Consider the following 17,502-nt stretch of genomic DNA (forward strand, 5'->3'; position numbering starts at 1 on the left):
TAGTTCCAATCGGACATAACGCTCTCCATAAGATGCGTCTGACGCCTGAACTCGGTGTGCGAGCCGCGATGGCTCATGTCTTTCGATGCCCCCAATAGGAGGCGTCGACATCCGGGAAGAATGCAAAAATCCGAAGCGTGTGCGGTTTGCGCCAATGCCGATCTATCGAAGTCGGCTAGCCCTCTTAGCGATTGCTAAATAATATGCGAGAGTCAGCAAATCGGCGAGGGATAAATGCACTTCTGCGCGAAGAGAGCCCCTATTTCGCGCATTTCGTGATCAATCACCGCGCGAAGGAAACATGGAGACGGTCGCAAAATCGCTCGAAGGGTTTTTGCCGCTGAACCTGCTTGGCCGACTTTACGGCTCTGACGGAGAGCGGCCGGCGGCGGTCGAGTTTCCGGCCGCCGTGATCTTTGTCGACGTGTCGCGCTATACGGCCCTCGTCGAGCAACTGGCGCGACGCGGCAAGGAAGGGCTGGTGCAGATCCCGAAGCTGCTCGGTCTTTCCTATGCGCGCTGTGCCGACCATATCTGCGACCGCGGCGGCGAAGTCCTCCTCTTTGCGGGCGACTCGCTGCTGGGCTATTGGCCCGCCGACGAAACGGGTCTGGCCCGCGCGGTCAAAAATGCGGCCGAGTGCGCCGAGGCTATCTGCAAGGAGAGCCGCGAGCGGCGAGACCCGGGCGCAGGCGAAATCGGACCGACGCTGCATATCGGTATCGGCGCCGGGCAACTCTGGGCAGCGGCCATCGGCGGCCAGCCGGTATGGAACCTTGTCGCCGGGGGCGATGCCGTCGTCCAGGCTGCAAGCGCACAGACACTCGCCCACCGCTGGGAAGTCGTTCTGTCGCCAGAGGCGGCAAAGACGCTGACTGATGACGACGAAACGCGTGCGCCCGTCGTCGCACCAGCGCACGCGCTAATCGCGCACGAATGGCTCGTCGCGTTCCTTCCGATGCAGCTTCAGGAACTGCTTGGCCCCTCGCCGACGAAGCCGGCAATAGAACCCCCATCCCTCAGAACATCGGCCGAAGGCAATCTCCATCGCGATGCGCGGCTCGACACGCTTGCGGAGATCCGCCCGGTGTCCGTCGTTTTCGTGCGGATCATCGGTCTCCAGCACCAGGATGCCCAGGCGCTCGTCCAGCACCAGAACCTCTGCGCCACGCTTCAGGCGATTTCGCACCGCTGCGGCGGCCCGCCGGGCGAGCTGCTCTTCGACGACAAGGGGCTCGTCTATCTCTGTGTTTTCGGGACACGCGGGACGTTTCACCGCGACGACCCCGCCCGCGCCGTGGATGCCGCCCGCGCCATCGGTCGCCACATCGCGGAGATGGGGCTTGCCGTCTCCGTCGGCGTGGCGACAGGCGAGGCCCTGTTTCGCGTCGTCGGCAGCGCGCGCCGTCGGCAGCTGATGGTTCTCGGCACGCCGGTCAATCGCGCCGCGCGCCTCGTCACGACCGTCTCCAATGATGTGCTGTGCGATGCGCCGACCGAAAGGGCAAGCCGGACGTCCTTCGATTTCGAGCAACGCGGAACCGTCCAATTGGCGGGGCTGGGCGACGTGGCGCCCGTCTTTCGTCCCCTCGAACCGCGGTCGCGGGCCCTGCCCGCAACAACGCTGATCGGCCGCGAGCGGGAACTTGCCTTCCTGCAGCATGCTTTCGAGGAGACGCGCGGCGGTTCGAGCCGCCTTGTCGTCATCCTGGGCGAACCGGGCATCGGCAAGAGCAGGCTGGCGGCCACCTTTACCGACAATCTTCACGCAGCCGGCGTTGCGATCGCCGTGACGCTTGCCGAACGGGACGACCGGCGAAGCTCGCTTCTGGCCTGGCGGCGCGTCCTTGAGACGCTTTTGGGACTGCCCGCCGAAAGCGATGGCCTCGTCCTGCTCGAAAGCATCACCGCGCGCATCCGCCCGGCGTCATGGATCGCCGACCGCCTGCCCCTCCTCAACGACCTGCTGGCGATGGAGATCGAGCAGAACGAGGGAACGCGCCACCTGGAAGGCGCCCACCGCGCCGATGCGACCATGCGCCTGCTCGGTGATATCCTCGGCGTCCTGGCGCCTCGCCCGTTCGCCCTCGTACTCGAAGACAGCCAGTGGCTCGATTCCGCCTCCTGGCGACTGGTCGAATGGGTTCTCGGCTCCGTGCCGTCGCTGTTGCTGGTGCTTTGCGTGCGCTCCGAAGAGGTGCCCGAGGATCTGAAGCAATTGCGGCGACGGGTCGAGGCGGCAGGCGAGACCGGGACCGAGGCCGAGGAGCCGGCCCGGCGCTACCGCATCCTCGAACTTGAAGAACTCGACGATGGTACCGTTTGCGAACTCGTATCGCGCACCCTTGGCGAGGTGCCGCCGCAACAGGAACTCGCGCGCAGGGTCGCCGCCCTTGCCGGAGGCAACCCCTTCTTTGCCGAGGAGATCGCGCTGACGCTAAAGAGCGAGGGCCTGATCGCCGTGCGCGACGGCCTCTGGCGCTCGATCCGCCCGCTTGAGGACCTGCAGTATTTCGAGGGCGTCGAGCGCGTCATCCGGGAGCGGGTCGATCGCCTCGACTCGATATCGCAGGACGTGATCAAGGCGGCGGCCGTCATTGGGCGTTCGTTCACTTTCGCTGAGCTGGAGGCGTTGCTGAAGGACGAGCTGAACGCAGAAGGGCTCGGCTCCGCCGTCGAAAGGCTGGTCGATGCCCACCTGGTGCGCCGGCTCGGTCAAGCCGGAAGCTACGAGTTCCGCCACGACCAGACGCGCGACGTGGTCTACGGATCGATGCCGGGCGACCTGCGCAGCCGTCTCCACGCATCGCTCGCCCACTGGCTGGAGCGCAGCCGCATCGAGGCGATGGGTGGGGATCTGGCCGTTCTCGTCCAGCATTTCGAGGCGGCCGACAACAAGGAGAAGGTCGTAAAATATGCGGATCTGGCGGCGGCCAGGGCCCTGCAGGTCGGCGCCTTCCGGGAGGTCGAGTCCTTTCTCGGCATCTGCATGGCGCACGAGCCGAAGCCGCAGGACTGGACGCCGGAACAGCGGCTGCAGGCGGTTCGCTGGCGGCGCAAGCTGGCCGAGGCACACTACAGCCGCGGCGACATTCACGCGCAAGGCATTGCCGTCAGGAACGCGCTGAAGGCGGCCGGCCAACCGGTCCCTGTCTCTTCGTCCGCGACCCTGATGCGGCTTGCCGCCCGCAGCCTGCGGCTTGCGGTGCAGCAGATGCTGCCCGAAACGGCGAAGCTTGCCCACCGCGAGGACCGGTTGTCCTGGGAGAGGGAAATGGCGCGTTGCCTGAATCAGGCAGCGCTGGTGGATTACTTCGAGCTGCGCTTCACCCGCGGAATGTGCAATCTCGTCGGCGCGGTGGCGCGCGCGGAACGGACCGGACGGACGATCGAAATGGCGGTTGCCGCCTCGCAGCTCGGCTGCGGCTTCGGGATGATGGGCTGGCGCTCGGGGTGCCGCTATTTCATGGAAAGGGCCGAGCGGATCGCAACCGAGCTGGCAGACACCGCCATCCATGCGCATGTCTGCAATCTCGACGCGCTCTGGCAGCTCGGGTGCGGCGAATGGGCGGGGGTGGACGCAAGGCTGGAGCAGGGCCAGCAGTTCTGCCTTAGGGCCGGCGATCAATTGCGGTGGTGCAATGCCCAGGGCATGCGCTTCTGGTCGCTCTATTATCGCGGCGAGCAGGCCGCGCTCGAACCAACGACGACCGCCCTCCTCTCGCGCGCGCAGAATGCCGGCAACATCCAGCAGGAAATCTGGGCGTTGCGCTGCAAGGCGTTGTGCGTGCTGCACACGGATCAGCCGCGCGAGGCCGTCGACATTCTCCGGCTGATCGGCTCGGCGATGCTCGGATCGGTCGATCTGGCGGCGCAGATATCGGCGAAGGGCGCGCTGGCGCTCGCGCTCGCGCGCACGGGGCGGCATGCGGAGAGTGTCCAGGCGGCCGCCGAAACCTTGCAACTGGTAAAATTGATGCGCCGGCCCTCGTCCCACAGTACCTTGGTCGGCATCTCCGGCGCCGCCGAGGTTTTCTTGCGCGGCCGGGAAGCCGGGCTCGCCCATGCTTACGAGGAATGGCCGCGCTGGGAGGGCCAGGCGCTGCGCGAGCTCAAACGTTATGCCCGAGCTTTCCCGATCGGCGCGCCGCAGCTTGCGCTTTGGTCGGGCGTATCACTCTGGCTGGAGGGCAAGGAGACGGGCGCGATGTCCGTGTGGAAGGACGGCATGGCGGCCGCGCAGCACCTCAGTCTTCGGCGCGACGAGGCCATGATCGCCGCCGAACTGCGCCGCAGGCGGGACCGGACGTGACTAGCCGGCGCAACGCGCGAGGTTGTCGTCTCCAAGCTCGCCCAGCCGCTCGGTGAGGAGGGTTCTAAGGCCGGGCTGCCCGACAAGCGACGCCGCCAGGGATGCCGGCACCCACCGCATCGTGCGCGCACCCTTTTCCGGAAAGTCGGGCGCCATCGACGCGACGGCGATCAGGTGAACCTGGACGTGATAGACGGCCGCCTTGCCGACCTTGCTGTAGGTGTAGCCGCCGATTTCGTCGTTCAACGCCGTCCCGATGACGCCAGCCTCTTCGAACGCTTCCCGGACGGCAGCGCCAAGGGTGTCTTCGCCATATTCCAGGTGCCCTTTGGGAATGCCCCAGAGCCCGGTGGTGCGGCCGCAAATGAGCAGCACTTCAAACCGGTCCCCATCCGCTTCCTTGCGAAAGCAGATCGCACCGGCCTGGTCGACGACGTCCGGCTCTGAGTCGGAAACGGTAATCGCGTCAGATGACAGACGTGACACAGCGGATGTTTGCATCATCGTTCACATATTGAACTGACTGGAGGCCAAGTGAGGGTCAGGCGGCTATGTGACAGTTTTATGACCAGTGAGGGTGAAATTCAACAGGACGCTAATGCAATTAAACGGCCGGAAAGACAGCCGTCCGCGAGGCAATGTTTTCAGGGTTTGCGAAGCTGATGACGGCCCGCAAATCGCGGGCCGCCTTCGCATCGAAGCTTTATCAGAACGGCGAATCCGGGAAGTAGAAGTCCTTCGCGTTGTCCTTGGTCACGAGCGTTGCATCGATCGTGTAGACGCCGCGAACCGGAACCTGGCCGTAGAAGTTGGCGACGGTCATTTCGAGTGCCGTACCGACCATTGCCGGCGGATAGAGCACGTCGACCGGGATCATCTTGTCGCCGTCCATGACCTTCTTGATCATTTCCTTCGAGCCTGCGCCGGCGACGACATACTGGATGTCGGTGCGCTTGGCCTGCTCGATCGCCTGCAGCACGCCGACGGCCATGTCGTCGTCCTGGCACCAGACAACATCGATCTTCGGGTACTTGGTCAGGTAATCCTGCATGACCTTGAAGGCGTCGTCGCGGTTCCAGTTGCCGTACTGACGGTCGAGAACCTTGACCTTGGAGCCTTCGATGCCCTTGTCGAAGCCGTCCTGGCGCTGCTGGTCGATCGGGATCGGCAGGCCGCGGATGACGACGACTTCAGCTTCCGGCGTCGTAGCCTTGATGTATTCGCCGGCGACCTGGCCAAGCGCCGGGTTGTTGCCGGCAACGTAGAGGTCACGCACCGAGTTGTCGTTGACGCTCGGCGCACGGTCGACGAGGGCGACGAAGGTCCCCTTGCCCTTCACTTCCTTGATGGCGTTGACCAGCGGATCCGGATCGGTCGGCAGGATGACGAGCGCGTCGATCCCCTGCGTCTCCAGATCCTGCACGGCGTTGGCCTGGCTTGCCGGATCCGGCGAGGTCTTGACGATGACGTTCAGGCCGGGATTGCGCTCCATCAGGATCTTGGCGACCCGTTCGGCATGGAACACCACGCCGGCCGTCCAGCCATGGTCGGCAGCCGGGATCGACACGCCGATGGTTACCTTCTTTTCCTCCTGCGCGTGCGACACGCCGGCAAAGGCGGTCATCGCCGCAATGGTCAGGCCGAATAGCTTCTTGTTCATTAAGTTCCTCCCAAATTTCAGGTCAGCCTGTTCAAGGCCGGGAGACCTGTAGGCCCGGCCGTCTCACGACTTCCGCACCAGCGAGCGCTGGACGAGCATCGCAATGATGATGATCGCGCCCTGGATGGCACCGATCAGGTATTCGCTGATGAAGTTGGAGAGCAGCATGATGTTGCCGACCAACTCGAGGATGAACGCGCCGCAGATCGTGCCCCAGACGCGGCCCGCACCGCCTTTGAGCGCCGTGCCGCCGACAACGACGGCGGTGATCGCCTGCAGCTCCCACAAAATGCCTGTCGTCGCCGAAGTCGAGCCGAGGCGCGGCACGTAGAGGAGAACGGCGACCGCCACACAGAGCCCTTGAATGACGAAGGCGATGGTGCGCACGCGATTGACGGAGATGCCCGAATAGCGGGCAACGTCGCGGTTGGAGCCGACGGCAACGACGTGGCGGCCGTAGCGCGTACGGTAGAGTATAAAGGCGGCAACAGCAGTCACCGCAAGGATGACGACGATCGGAACCGGCACGCCGGCGATCGTGCCGAAATAGGCCGGCCGATACATTTCCTGAAGCTCAGGTTCCTTGAGCGTGATGGCGCCGCCCTGCGAGAGCCAGGTCGTCAGCCCGCGATAGATGCCCATGGTGCCGAGTGTGGCGATGAAGGGCTCGATCTTGCCGACGGTCGTGATCAGACCGTTGGTGAGGCCACAGAGTGCACCGGCGACGATGGCAAAGAGGATTGCCGCCAGGAGCATGAGCACCGGATCGGCGATGACGCCGGAGTTCATGAACAGGATCATCAGGCTGGCGATGAAGGCGACCATAGCGCCAACGGAAAGGTCGAGATCCCCGGATGAAATCACGAAGGTCGCGCCGACCGCGATAATGGCTATGAAGGCGCTTCGGGTCGCGACATTGGCAAGGTTGGTAATGCTGATGAAGTTGGGATTGACCAGCGCGCCGACCAGGAGAAGCAACGCCAGCGCAACGAACGGCGCCACGGCCCTCAGATCGATGTCACGCCAGCTGCGGCGGCGGATGGCTTCCTGGCTGCCTTCCTGGTTCACGCTCATGTCCAATCGAACCTCCCCCATCTGTCGGGATTCTTGTTGTTGTCGTTGCCGGCGGCCGCGCCGTTGGCGCGGCTCAAGCCGCCGTCTTTTTCTTCAAACCTGCGGCGTAACGCATGATCTCCTGTTCGGAGATCTCGTCGCCTTCGAGAATGCCGGCGATATGGCCCTCCCGCATGACCGCAACGCGACTGCAAAGACCGATGATCTCCGGCATTTCCGAGGAGACGACGATGATCGAGCGACCGTCCCGGGCGAGCGCGGAAATGAAATGATAGATCTGCTGTTTCGTGCCGACGTCGATGCCCCGCGTCGGCTCATCGATGATGATGATGCTCGGGTCGGTTTCCATGACCTTGGCGAGAAGCAGCTTCTGCTGGTTGCCGCCGGACATGCGCCCGGCAACGATCCTGTCGTCCCGCACGCGAATGTCGAATCGACGGCGCGCCTTGACCAGGGCCGCCTCTTCGCTGCCGGGGTCGAGATAGCCAAGACGGCTATGACGGCCGAGCGATTGCAGCGTCAGGTTCGCCATCATGCCGGCATTGAGCAGCAGACCCTTGGCCTTGCGGTCCTTGGTCATATAGGCAAGACCGGCCTTGTTGGCCGCATGCACGTCGCCGGATGGCACAGGCTCACCGCGAACCAGCACCTCGCCGGCCGTGCGCGCACGCAAGCCGACAATCGCCTCCATCAGCTCCGTCCGGCCCGAGCCGATCATGCCGGAAAAGCCAAGGACTTCGCCGCGACGGACATCGAAGCTTGCGTCGCGAACATAGCCGGTCGAAATGGCATCGACCCGCAGAACCACCTCTTCGTCGACGTCGGGCTCGTTCTTGGCAGGATAGAGGCTCGACAGTTCGCGCCCGACCATCAGCTGGGCAATCGCCTCGCCATCGAGAATGGATGTCGGCGACGTCTTGATCCACTGGCCGTCGCGCAGCACCGTCACGCGATCGGTCAGTTCCATCACCTCGTCGAGCTTGTGCGACACGAAGACGAAGCTCGTTCCCTTGTCGCGCAGCTTGCGCACCAATCGGAACAGGAAGTTCGTCTCCTCGCGCGACAGCACGGCCGTCGGCTCGTCCATGAACACGACGCGCGCATCGCGGCTGATGGCCTTGGCGATCTCGACCATCTGCTTCTCAGCGATCGACAGCGACCCGATCATCGCGCTCTCATCGACATGCGAACCGAGGAGATCGAGCACACGACGGGTCTCGGCGCGCATGAACTTGCGATCGAGCACGCCGAAACGGGTTACCTCGCGGCCGAGAAACAGGCTCTCGGTGACGGTCAGATGTTCGGCGAGATTGAATTCCTGGTGGATGATGACGATGCCGAGTGCTTCGGCCGCGCCATTGGCCGGCAGCTTCGTCGACTTGCCGTCGAGAAGGATCTCTCCCGATGTCGGCTGCTCGAAGCCCGACAGGATCTTCACCAGCGTGGATTTGCCAGCGCCGTTCTCGCCCATGAGCGCATGAATCTCGCCCTGGCGAAGCTCGAAATCGACGCTGAAAAGCACCTGCACGCCGCTGAACGACTTGCTGATGCGGCGCGCCGACAGCACGACGGGAGCCCCGTCGACATGCTCCGTGCTCATTATCCCCTCCCTGCGGCCTCCACCGCTATTTCAATGATGTAAACCTTTACACTCGCCGATGTAAAGGTTTACATCATGCTTGCTCGACAATTTTTTTGGCTTCTTCGTTTGACCGTCGGGCGAACCTGTGTAACGTCCACGCAGCAAATCCCGAGGCCAAGCGTGTCCAATTCCCAGCCCGCAACCATTGAAGACGTCGCACGCATCGCCGAGGTGTCGATCGCGACCGTATCGCGGGCCATCCACATGCCGGAAAAGGTTGCCAAATCGACGCGCCTCAAGGTCAACCAGGCGATCGCGATCACCGGCTACACGCCCAATGCGATGGCGCGCAGCCTGCGGCTCGGCCGCTCGAACATGATCCTCGTGGTCGCGCCCGATATCGGCGATCCGAACTTCTCCAGCATTCTGGTGGGTCTCGAAAACGAAGCGCGCGCCCATGGTTACGGCGTGCTGATCGGCCATACGCAGAACGACGCCCAGCGTGGCCTCGAATATCTGAAGTTCTTCAATTCCAACCAGGCCGCGGGCATGATCCTGTTTACGGGTATCCTTCCCTTTGGCCATCAGACGCTGACGGCCCGCCTGCCGCCGACGGTCGGCGTCTTCGAGCCGGTCTTCAACGGTGGCATCCCCTATGTCGGGGTCGATGACGTCGAGGGCGCGCGTAAGGTCGTCGACCTGCTCATCTCCGAAGGGCATCGGCGGATCGCCTTCATCGGCGATTCCAACACTCGCCTCGCCTATGGTCGGCGGCGGCAGGGATATGAAGCCGGGCTTGCGGCAGCCGATGTCGCCATCAATCGGCGCCTGATCATGGAAGGCGACGGCACCGTGGAAAGCGGCAGGCTGGCGCTCGAGCAGCTGTTCATGCGCGACGACCTGCCGACCGCCTTCATGTGCGTCAACGACCAGACCGCGCTTGGCGTGACGCTTGGCCTGCGCGCCCGCGGCTACGACATCCCCGACGACTTTTCCGTCACCGGCTTTGATGATGTCCCGCAAGCAAGTTTCATGACGCCTTCGCTGACGACCATACGCCAGCCCCGCACCGCCATCGGCAAGCACGCGATGGCGCTGCTTCTGGAGTTGCTCTCGGACCGCGCAGCCTCCGAAACCGAAATCCTGCTGCGACCCGACCTGGTGATCCGCAACTCCGTCGGCCCGCCGCCGGCACGGCGATGACGCGACATTCCCATCCGTTCTGAAAACGGCTGCCCGGGCTTCCGACGATGATCCACTGCCCCCGCGCATGTAACGTCGCGATGGAACCGTTTGCGCTCAAATCGGTTCTCCCCGTGTGAAGTCAAAGGAGCAACGAAGATGGATCATACTGGTCACGTACGCCTCGCAGCAACCGAACTGACGCCGGCGATTTTGGAAGGGGCGACCGTTTACGGAGCGGACGACGATAAGGTCGGCACGGTCGACCACATCCACGGCGTCGGCACGGCGAGCACCGTCATCATCGACGTCGGCGGCTTCCTGGGCATCGGCGCAAAACCCGTTGCCGTGCCGCTTGCCGATCTCGATTTCATGCGTGACGAAGACGGCGACGTCCACGCCGTGACGACGTGGACCAAGGATCAACTGAAGGAAATGCCCGAGCATTACGACTCGTAGCGTGGTTCTTACACAGAGGCCTGGCAGGGAGACCTGAGCTTTCCAGCCTGTGGAGTTGCACAGAGAGTGCGGCGGCGGTCAAATGCATCCCCGGCCGCCGCATACGGCAGGACACTCCATCCCGCAGCGCGGCCTCCGCGGGAACCGACCTTCCTCATTACGCAACGATAACAGTCTCATCGTCGGCGAGGATCCGCGACCCGACGTCGCCGCGTCCTTCGCCCTTTGCGGCAAGCCTTGCCTCATGTTCCTTGCCCCACGTCGACAGGACCGTGACCGCGTCGTTGAGGGTCTTGCCAAACTCCGTCACCGAATACTCGACCCTTTGGACGGCGCCCGGGAAAACCTCGCGGCGAACCAGGCAATCGGCTTCCATTTCGCGAAGTTGCTGCGTCAGCACCTTTTCACTGATCCCCGGGAGGAGCCGTCGCAATTCGCCGAACCGGCGCGGCTCAATGTTGACCTCCCACAATATGAGCGTCTTCCATTTGCCGCCGATGGCATTCAACGCCGATGCAAAGCCACATTCATCCTGCTGCAACCGTTTCACGCGCCATGCTCCACTTCCGGCTTACCGCTTACTTTAAAGTGCGTAATTTACAGGCTCCGAAAACCGCTCCTATTAGACGGCAGCTTTCAATCGGAGTTGTCGTTCATGATCAATATAGGTGTTGCAGGCGGCGGTGGCCCCGCGCGCGCCCGGATATTTGCAGCAAGTTATCCGCAACTCGCGGTCTTGGCGAAGTATGCCCCATGACCACAAGCGATCACCTGCAAGACAATGGACGGCTGCAGGACACGGAACGCGCCGGCAAGAGAACGGCAAGCTGTGCCTGCGGTGGCCTGAAGGTGACCGTGAGCGGCGCCCCTGCCCGCGTCTACGCCTGCGCGTGCCTGGAATGCCAGCGCGCGACGGGATCGGGCTTCGCTTACCGCGCCCGATATTCCAGGGCGTCCATCGCCATCGAAGGGGAACGCCGGGTGTGGCGACGCGGCAGCGACGCCGGCCGCTGGGTGGACCAGACCTTCTGCCCGACATGCGGAACGCTCGTCTACATGGAGGCGGAGGCACTGGCGGACGCGGTGGTGATCTCAGCGGGCTGCTTTGCAGATCCGGACTTCCCGCCACCGGCCGCCATCTTCTGGGCCTCGCGCCGGCACAGCTGGTATGATCTGACAGAGGGTATCGAGACATTTGGATAGGCGGCCGGTTAAGAAAGAAGCGTCCAGCCCGTCCGCCGCGGCCGGGGCCGCGGCGTAACATCGGCGAGCCGCTCAGCGCGTCTCGGTATCCGCCCGTCGGGCCACAAGCCCTAAGTCCTTGGCGCCGAGTTTGCCGATGGCGGAGAGGATTCGGTAACCTCCGACCACCGTATCGCGCTCGGCATTGGCGAGTTTTACCTGGACCTTGATCAATTCAGCTTGGGCTTGGAGCACGTCGAGAAGGGTGCGCTGGCCGATTGCTTGTTCTGCCATCATGCCGTCCTTGGCCATTGTTGCCGCCTTGACGGATGCCCGGTTGGCGGACACGGTCGCAAGCGCTGCCTGGTATTGCGCCCAGGCAGAGGCCGCCTTCGCCTGAACTTCGGCGTGCTGAACGTCGACGGTGAAGTTCGATTTGCCAAGGTCTTCCTTCGAGCGCCGTATCTCGGCCTCCACCTTCCCTCTCTGATAGATGGGTACCTTGAGTTCGATGCCCGCCTTTTGCTCGGTCGCCGATCCATCGAACGCCATTGCGTCGATCGCGCTGTTGCGTTCACCTCTGCCGATCCCGATCGCACCCTTGACGGTAGGCAGGAGCTTTCCCTCGCTGACGGCGACATTGAACATGGCGCCTTCGGCGAGGTGCCGTTTCGCCAGAAGGGCGGGATGCTGCTTGGCGGCGATCGCCAGCGCCTTATCGAGGTTGGCGGGCAGCATTTTCACGGGGACCTTTCCGCCCGTGAGCTTGCCCGGTTCGTCGCCGATGATCTGCCTGTAGGTCGCCTGGACGCGCTTGGCTTCGGCATGGGCGAGGCTGAGTTCCGCCTCGGCCGCGGCGCGGCGCGCCTCGGCCTGCGCGATGTTCGTTCGGGTGCGTTCGCCGGCCTGGTGGCGGGCGATCTCGGATCGCTTGAGTTCCTTGAGGAAATCGAGGTCCTGCTTGCGCAGCACAACGATGCGGCGCGCCAGCACCACGTCCATATAGGCCTCGGTCGCCTCGAACAGGATGTTTTGCTCAGTGTTGCGCGTGTTCTCCTCGGCGGCGCGCTGCCGCGCCTTGTTGACCTCAACATTGTTGGTCGTCTGCAGTCCGTCGAAGAGCGTCTGGTCGAGGACGATGCCAAACGTGCCGCGATTGGTGGCCGCGCTCGAATCGTAGCCGATCCCACTCCGCCAGGTGATTTTCGGATGCATCGCCGACCGGGCGATGTCGATGTCGTACGCGCTCGCCCGTGCTCCGGCGCGCGCTGCATTGAGAGTCGGGTTGTTGCGGTAAGCCTTCGCCAGGGCACTTGAAAGCGGCTCGGCATGAGCCTCAGCCATGGCAATCGGCGCAATCATTGCAACCAGGGCCACCAGTATTCGTTTCATCGAACAGGAATCTCCGTTGGGACGCCGGATCGCCCGCCAGCAGGCGAGACAATCCGGATCGAGGGCACGCAGACGCTCGTCGGGCGGCGTCAAGGGATGGCGAGCAACCGAGTGGCGTTTGGCCGACGGGATCGGCAGGGATGGCACCGCTTGAATTTGTCGCCGCCGGACCCGTCGCGAAAAAAATATCGTGCCGCCGCGAATCCTTTTTCCGGTTCGGCGCCTCTTATGACTGAGACGACGGGTCTCGGTTTTGCATCGGAGGTGTTGCATGGCCATTTTTTCGCAAGAATATCGGTAGAGCGCAGCAGACAGTGCGGATTGGCCTTGGGATCGGTGCCGCTGTACTGGCATACAGTTTCCTGAGTGGTTGGATCGCCCTCCTGGTGGGCGTATCGGCCCTCACCTTCGTCCTCACCGGCCTCATCGGCTACTGCCCGGCCTGCGCCGTTGCCGGGCTCCACGATCGGAGCAAGCCATGAACACCAAGGCGGTGACGACCGAAACGTTCGAAGCCGCCCGCCACGGCGATCGCAATGCGATCGTCCGGCTGCTCGAGCGGACCCAGCCTGACATTCGCCGCTACGCCCGGGCAACCTGCCGCACCGCCGATGTCGATGATGCGACGCAGGAGGCGCTCTGGCTTCTGTCGCGCCATGTCGGCGCAATCCGGGCACTCGCGACCCTGTCGAACTGGTTGTTCAGCGTGGTCCGGCGGGAGTGCCTGAGGCTCGCCAGACGCAGCGGTTTGGTCGCCGACATCGATGAAGACGCGCTTGAAACAAGCCTGGTGCAACGGCCGGAACACGTGTTGCGTCTCGATCTTGCAGCGGCGTTCGAGGCTCTGCCCCAGCAGTATCGAGACGTCGCTCTGATGCGCGACCTCCAGGAGATGACGATCGACGAGATCGCCACGACGCTTCATCTTTCGCGACAGGCGGTGAAGGCGCGGCTGCACCGCGCACGCCTGCTACTACGAGAATATTTGGCGGGCTGACCACTCAGTAAGATTGCTGCGTTGTCAGCTCCGGAAAGCCAGGCACATCACGCTGCCGCAGTCTCCTTGGCGATTTTCGGAAACGCCAAATCTACCACCAGGCCGCCGGCCGCTGCTTCTGCGAGTTCGACGGAGCCGCCGTGCGCCATCATGATCTGGGCAACAATGGCCAGCCCCATGCCGGTTCCCTCGGCGTTGGTGTTCCCGCGCACAAACGGCTTCAGCATTTTCTCGCGCTCCGCAGCCGGGATCCCCGGTCCTTCGTCGGTGACGCGCACGATTCGCGCTTGGAGAACCTCGACCATGAGCACCTCCGTCCCGCGTGCGTGTCGCATTGCATTGATGATCAAATTATCGAGGGCCACGCGGATAGCCGGCTCGGAACCGGAGACCATGACCCGCCCGTCCGCCTTGAGCTCGATCTCCATGCCTTGCTTCATCGCCAAGGGCACATGTTCAGCAATGACCGCGCGCGCAATGGCTGCGAGATCTATCATGGTGAAAGTCAATGCCTGGCCGGACAGACGCGCCAGCTGCAAGGATGTCGTGACGATCGACCCAAGGCGCGCCGTGTCGCGAACGAGGACCTCCCTCACCTCCGGGTCCTGCACGAGGTCGAGCTTCAATCGCAGCTTGGTCAGCGGCGTCCGCAGCTCGTGGGATGCATTGGCAAGAAAGTGTCGCTGCGCTTCGAACGCGTTGTCGATGCAACTGAGCGCGTTGTTGAACGCGGCCACCATCGGCTTCAGTTCTACGGGCGTGTCGCGGTCCGATATCCGGCGACCACCGGGCAGACCATCGATCTGCTCGGCGGAATCGACAACCCTTTTTACCGGGATTGCGATGGTGCGCTTGACCGCGAAGACAGCAATCGTGGTCGTGGCGACGAGAACAATACCCAGAAGGTGATAGAGCCCCTGCGGCCAAATTTCGCGCAGGATCAGGAGCAGCGTTTCAGCGTTCGAAAATGTCACTCCGCCGATAACAGCCAGTTTGGGGGGATCTTCTGCGCTCAGTTTTCGCAGACCCAGAAACTGCTCATCGCCCTTCTTATAATAAAACTGAGAGGAAAAGACCTGAGGAGAGGTGGTTTCGATGATGTTTCGCGCCGTCTCCGGCACGGTGCCATGTACGATCGTTTGCTTTCCGTCACTGAGAAAATACCAGAACTCGGGTTGCTCTTCGGAGAGCTCGAGGATCTTCTCGACGATGACCCCATCCACCTCAAGAACAAATTTCCCCGTATGGTCGTAATTCACTCCGTCCTGGAGAAGTTTGACGACGATGTCGAGTGCGAACTGTTTCCTGCTCTGCGCATCCATCAGCATGGACACCGTGATGGTGAGTGCGGTGCTGATCACCATCACCAGCACCATGCCCAAAACGAGCACGGTCGCCACCGGAAAGGCGATCGAATTTTGACGTTTCATCATTCCTGCACCAGCATATAGCCGATCCCGCGAATGGTCCGGATCGTTGCGTTGCAGTTGCCCTCACGCAGCCGCTTGCGGAGCCGCGAGACATGGGAATCGAGCACGTTGGACTCGATCTCCTCATCGATGTTGTAGACGGCAGCTTCCAGGTTATCGCGCTGCACGACGCGGCCTGCTCGCCGGATCAGGGCTTCCAAAACGGCGAGTTCGCGCCTTGGCACGCTCAGTGCATTCTCACCGATCATGGCGGAGCGGTTGACGAGATCGAACGACAGATTGCCGAACTGCGTGGAGCCGGTTTCATCCAGGCTGTAGCGGCGAAGCACGGCGCGCGCCCGCGCAATCAGCTCCATCGGCTCGAAGGGTTTGCCGACATATTCGTCTGCGCCCTTGTCGAGCGCAGACACGATATCGATGGGATCGTCCAATGCGGTCAGAACGAGCGTCGCCGGCCTTGGGCGGAGTTGCCGCAGCGTCGGCAGCAGCGAAAGGCCGTCACCATCAGGAAGGTTGCGGTCGATGACGATGAGATCGAACTTGAAGGCAAGCAATGCCGCCTCGGCATCCGCAAGCGTCTCAAACACGTCCGCAACCCCGATCGCGGCTTCCAGCATGGCCTTGAGCGAAGACGCCAGTTCACGGTCATCTTCTACGATCAGAATTCGCATGTTGCCTACCAATATCGACTAGAATTGAGTTCTGAAGGCGCAAAGCTTTTTTAAAGGAAACAAAAGAGAGCTCTAAACAACGTGCCATAGGTCATGTCGCAGTCGCCCAATTGAAACAGTTTTCTCTAAAACAGCTGGCGTCCCTGCGTATTAATCGTAAGCATACACCGGAGGATCGTAATCGCGTCCTCTGCGGCGTTCATCGGACATATCAAGACGTTGCACGCAATTGGCGTAAGCATCGGTTCCCGGCACGAATCCGTACTCCGCACAGCGGTTTTTGTATTCTACGGTTTCGCATCCCGCCAGCACGATCAGCAGGCCTGTTGCAATAAAAAGACGCAAAGTGACCTCGGTTATTTCTCATCTTGTGGGTGCCTAGATCCCACTGCCACCTTGTGACAATGTTACGAGATGCAAGTGCAGTCCGCCTCAACGGCTGCCAATGGAAGGCTTTGTTTTTTCGGCAGAAACAGCTACATTTGTCGCAGTCACGGGGAGCTTGCCTCCCTTGTCCGTCCAGGACGGAGGTGCGCCGATCGAGGCGCCGATCATGCCGACGACACCCGGCGCACGGCCGAAGTTCTCGCAGATCGCAGAACCCGGTTTCCCGCCAAACGACGTGCGAATGTCGTAGCCGGACGGCAGGCGCAGATCGAAATTTCCGGGTTCTTTGCCGGCGACGACCATTCTTGAGAAATCTTTGCCGAACGCGCCGGCCAGGTCGTAGGCGTCGCCAACCGGCGAAACGCGCGCTTCGCTTGTAAACGAGTTGGCGCCCTTCGACCAAACGATCGCCGCCCTTTGCTTGCCGTCTCGATCCACGGCCTCCGCTTCGACCGCGAGCCCGCCAAGCCCGAAGGGCAGTCGCGGTATGCCGACCGGCAGAGCCAGCGAACTGCCGATGGAAATCGCCTTGGCGGCGCCGGCGACCGACGGCTCGGTCGGGACGATGTCCGTAACGGCCGTTCGAACCGTCAGATCCGCGGGCGTGCCGAACGGGACGATCTCATACTTCTCGCTCATGGTGATGCAAATCGCGCGGTCGATCGCGTTCGTTAAAAGCAGGCGATCCTTCTGCTTCTCGACACGCTTTTGCGCAGCCGGGGTCAAAGCCGTCGGCGCGATGCTCACGGTCTTGACGTCCTTCAGGCCGTCCTTGCTGAAGTAGACCCTTTTCTTTTCGAATTTCCCCTTGGGCGCGCTGAGGTTGCTGTAGGAAGTCAGCGTCCCGGCTTCCGTCAAAGGAACGGTCGTACATCCGCCAAGAACGAGCATGATCGGCACCAGTATTGCGATCCCCTGACCGCCCGCCGCATGGGCCCTTTTTCTAGCCAGCTTGCCGCTGTTCTTCGTCTCACCACACGTCATTTGCCCGAAACCCTCGTTGTCGAAAACGAGCGCCGATTGGGGCTTTGCACCTTGTGAAAACATTACGAATTCAGATCGAGCAAACTGACGTCCACCTGAATTCGATATCCAGCATTCAGAAAATCAGCCCTCGGACAGCGTAATGTTCCTGCAAGAGAGCAATAAGACAAAGATGCACAGTGATTTTTAC

15 protein-coding genes are annotated in these 17,502 nt (G+C 62.4%); 6 read left to right on the forward strand and 9 right to left on the reverse strand.

Going from position 1 to position 17,502, the window contains the following annotated elements:
- Nucleotides 1-301 precede the first annotated feature (301 nt).
- Nucleotides 302-4,312: an AAA family ATPase gene (locus M2267_RS13990; protein ID WP_429115047.1), complete on the forward strand. Its 4,011-nt coding sequence runs from the start codon at nucleotides 302-304 to the stop codon at nucleotides 4,310-4,312.
- Here M2267_RS13990 and M2267_RS13995 read toward each other — a convergent pair whose 3' ends face one another.
- The 4 genes from M2267_RS13995 to M2267_RS14010 form a co-directional block, all read right to left on the reverse strand.
- Entirely contained in the window at nucleotides 4,313-4,813 is a 501-nt protein-coding gene (locus tag M2267_RS13995; RefSeq protein WP_197067094.1) for an NUDIX hydrolase, read from the reverse strand.
- A gap of 205 nt (nucleotides 4,814-5,018) precedes the next feature.
- On the reverse strand, nucleotides 5,019-5,972 hold the full coding sequence (locus M2267_RS14000) for a substrate-binding domain-containing protein (protein ID WP_429115048.1): 954 nt from the start codon (nucleotides 5,970-5,972) through the stop codon (nucleotides 5,019-5,021).
- Nucleotides 5,973-6,035: 63 nt separating this feature from the next.
- Nucleotides 6,036-7,046: an ABC transporter permease gene (locus M2267_RS14005; RefSeq protein WP_043612051.1), complete on the reverse strand. Its 1,011-nt coding sequence runs from the start codon at nucleotides 7,044-7,046 to the stop codon at nucleotides 6,036-6,038.
- 73 nt (nucleotides 7,047-7,119) lie between these two features.
- Complete coding sequence (locus tag M2267_RS14010) at nucleotides 7,120-8,646, reverse strand: sugar ABC transporter ATP-binding protein (protein ID WP_043612053.1); 1,527 nt, start codon at nucleotides 8,644-8,646, stop codon at nucleotides 7,120-7,122.
- Nucleotides 8,647-8,808: 162 nt separating this feature from the next.
- Here M2267_RS14010 and M2267_RS14015 point away from each other — a divergent pair, with 162 nt between their 5' ends.
- On the forward strand, nucleotides 8,809-9,831 hold the full coding sequence (locus tag M2267_RS14015) for a LacI family DNA-binding transcriptional regulator (RefSeq protein WP_429115049.1): 1,023 nt from the start codon (nucleotides 8,809-8,811) through the stop codon (nucleotides 9,829-9,831).
- A 138-nt stretch (nucleotides 9,832-9,969) separates the two neighbouring features.
- Entirely contained in the window at nucleotides 9,970-10,269 is a 300-nt protein-coding gene (locus M2267_RS14020; protein ID WP_043612058.1) for a PRC-barrel domain-containing protein, read from the forward strand.
- Between the two features lie 157 nt (nucleotides 10,270-10,426).
- Here M2267_RS14020 and M2267_RS14025 read toward each other — a convergent pair whose 3' ends face one another.
- Complete coding sequence (locus M2267_RS14025) at nucleotides 10,427-10,819, reverse strand: winged helix-turn-helix transcriptional regulator (protein WP_052201579.1); 393 nt, start codon at nucleotides 10,817-10,819, stop codon at nucleotides 10,427-10,429.
- 203 nt (nucleotides 10,820-11,022) lie between these two features.
- Here M2267_RS14025 and M2267_RS14030 point away from each other — a divergent pair, with 203 nt between their 5' ends.
- The gene (locus tag M2267_RS14030; RefSeq protein ID WP_429115050.1) at nucleotides 11,023-11,472 is read left to right on the forward strand and encodes a GFA family protein; all 450 of its coding nucleotides are present in this window, start codon (nucleotides 11,023-11,025) and stop codon (nucleotides 11,470-11,472) included.
- Between the two features lie 72 nt (nucleotides 11,473-11,544).
- Here the strand turns inward: M2267_RS14030 and M2267_RS14035 are convergent, their stop codons facing one another.
- Nucleotides 11,545-12,936 carry a TolC family outer membrane protein gene (locus M2267_RS14035; protein WP_429115051.1) on the reverse strand — a complete coding sequence of 464 codons (1,392 nt, stop codon included), beginning with the start codon at nucleotides 12,934-12,936 and terminating at the stop codon, nucleotides 11,545-11,547.
- 200 nt (nucleotides 12,937-13,136) lie between these two features.
- Between M2267_RS14035 and M2267_RS14040 the strand changes: the two genes are divergently transcribed.
- On the forward strand, nucleotides 13,137-13,325 hold the full coding sequence (locus tag M2267_RS14040) for a YgaP family membrane protein (RefSeq protein ID WP_429115122.1): 189 nt from the start codon (nucleotides 13,137-13,139) through the stop codon (nucleotides 13,323-13,325).
- Nucleotides 13,322-13,840, forward strand: a complete 519-nt coding sequence (locus tag M2267_RS14045) for an RNA polymerase sigma factor (RefSeq protein ID WP_429115052.1) — start codon at nucleotides 13,322-13,324, stop codon at nucleotides 13,838-13,840. The genes M2267_RS14040 and M2267_RS14045 overlap by 4 nt, the downstream gene beginning before the upstream one ends.
- A 47-nt stretch (nucleotides 13,841-13,887) precedes the next feature.
- Here the strand turns inward: M2267_RS14045 and M2267_RS14050 are convergent, their stop codons facing one another.
- The 3 genes from M2267_RS14050 to M2267_RS14060 form a co-directional block, all read right to left on the reverse strand.
- The gene (locus M2267_RS14050) at nucleotides 13,888-15,273 is read right to left on the reverse strand and encodes a sensor histidine kinase (protein ID WP_429115053.1); all 1,386 of its coding nucleotides are present in this window, start codon (nucleotides 15,271-15,273) and stop codon (nucleotides 13,888-13,890) included.
- Nucleotides 15,270-15,941, reverse strand: a complete 672-nt coding sequence (locus M2267_RS14055) for a response regulator transcription factor (protein WP_429115054.1) — start codon at nucleotides 15,939-15,941, stop codon at nucleotides 15,270-15,272. The genes M2267_RS14050 and M2267_RS14055 overlap by 4 nt, the downstream gene beginning before the upstream one ends.
- 432 nt (nucleotides 15,942-16,373) lie before the next feature.
- Nucleotides 16,374-17,375, reverse strand: coding sequence for a DUF3313 domain-containing protein (locus tag M2267_RS14060; protein ID WP_429115055.1), 1,002 nt, complete (start codon nucleotides 17,373-17,375; stop codon nucleotides 16,374-16,376).
- Nucleotides 17,376-17,502 lie beyond the last annotated feature (127 nt).

Origin of the sequence: Ensifer sp. KUDG1 (genome assembly GCF_050434285.1) — a bacterium.
Lineage (GTDB): Bacteria > Pseudomonadota > Alphaproteobacteria > Rhizobiales > Rhizobiaceae > Ensifer.

What these genes read in the sequence shown, in the direction of transcription:
- M2267_RS13990 (WP_429115047.1), top strand. Translation starts at nt 302, where the DNA reads ATGGAGACGGTCGCAAAATCGCTCGAAGGGTTTTTGCCGCTGAACCTG.
- M2267_RS13995 (WP_197067094.1), bottom strand. Translation starts at nt 4,813, where the DNA reads ATGCAAACATCCGCTGTGTCACGTCTGTCATCTGACGCGATTACCGTT.
- M2267_RS14000 (WP_429115048.1), bottom strand. Translation starts at nt 5,972, where the DNA reads ATGAACAAGAAGCTATTCGGCCTGACCATTGCGGCGATGACCGCCTTT.
- M2267_RS14005 (WP_043612051.1), bottom strand. Translation starts at nt 7,046, where the DNA reads ATGAGCGTGAACCAGGAAGGCAGCCAGGAAGCCATCCGCCGCCGCAGC.
- M2267_RS14010 (WP_043612053.1), bottom strand. Translation starts at nt 8,646, where the DNA reads ATGAGCACGGAGCATGTCGACGGGGCTCCCGTCGTGCTGTCGGCGCGC.
- M2267_RS14020 (WP_043612058.1), top strand. Translation starts at nt 9,970, where the DNA reads ATGGATCATACTGGTCACGTACGCCTCGCAGCAACCGAACTGACGCCG.
- M2267_RS14030 (WP_429115050.1), top strand. Translation starts at nt 11,023, where the DNA reads ATGACCACAAGCGATCACCTGCAAGACAATGGACGGCTGCAGGACACG.
- M2267_RS14045 (WP_429115052.1), top strand. Translation starts at nt 13,322, where the DNA reads ATGAACACCAAGGCGGTGACGACCGAAACGTTCGAAGCCGCCCGCCAC.
- M2267_RS14050 (WP_429115053.1), bottom strand. Translation starts at nt 15,273, where the DNA reads ATGATGAAACGTCAAAATTCGATCGCCTTTCCGGTGGCGACCGTGCTC.
- M2267_RS14055 (WP_429115054.1), bottom strand. Translation starts at nt 15,941, where the DNA reads ATGCGAATTCTGATCGTAGAAGATGACCGTGAACTGGCGTCTTCGCTC.
- M2267_RS14060 (WP_429115055.1), bottom strand. Translation starts at nt 17,375, where the DNA reads ATGTTTTCACAAGGTGCAAAGCCCCAATCGGCGCTCGTTTTCGACAAC.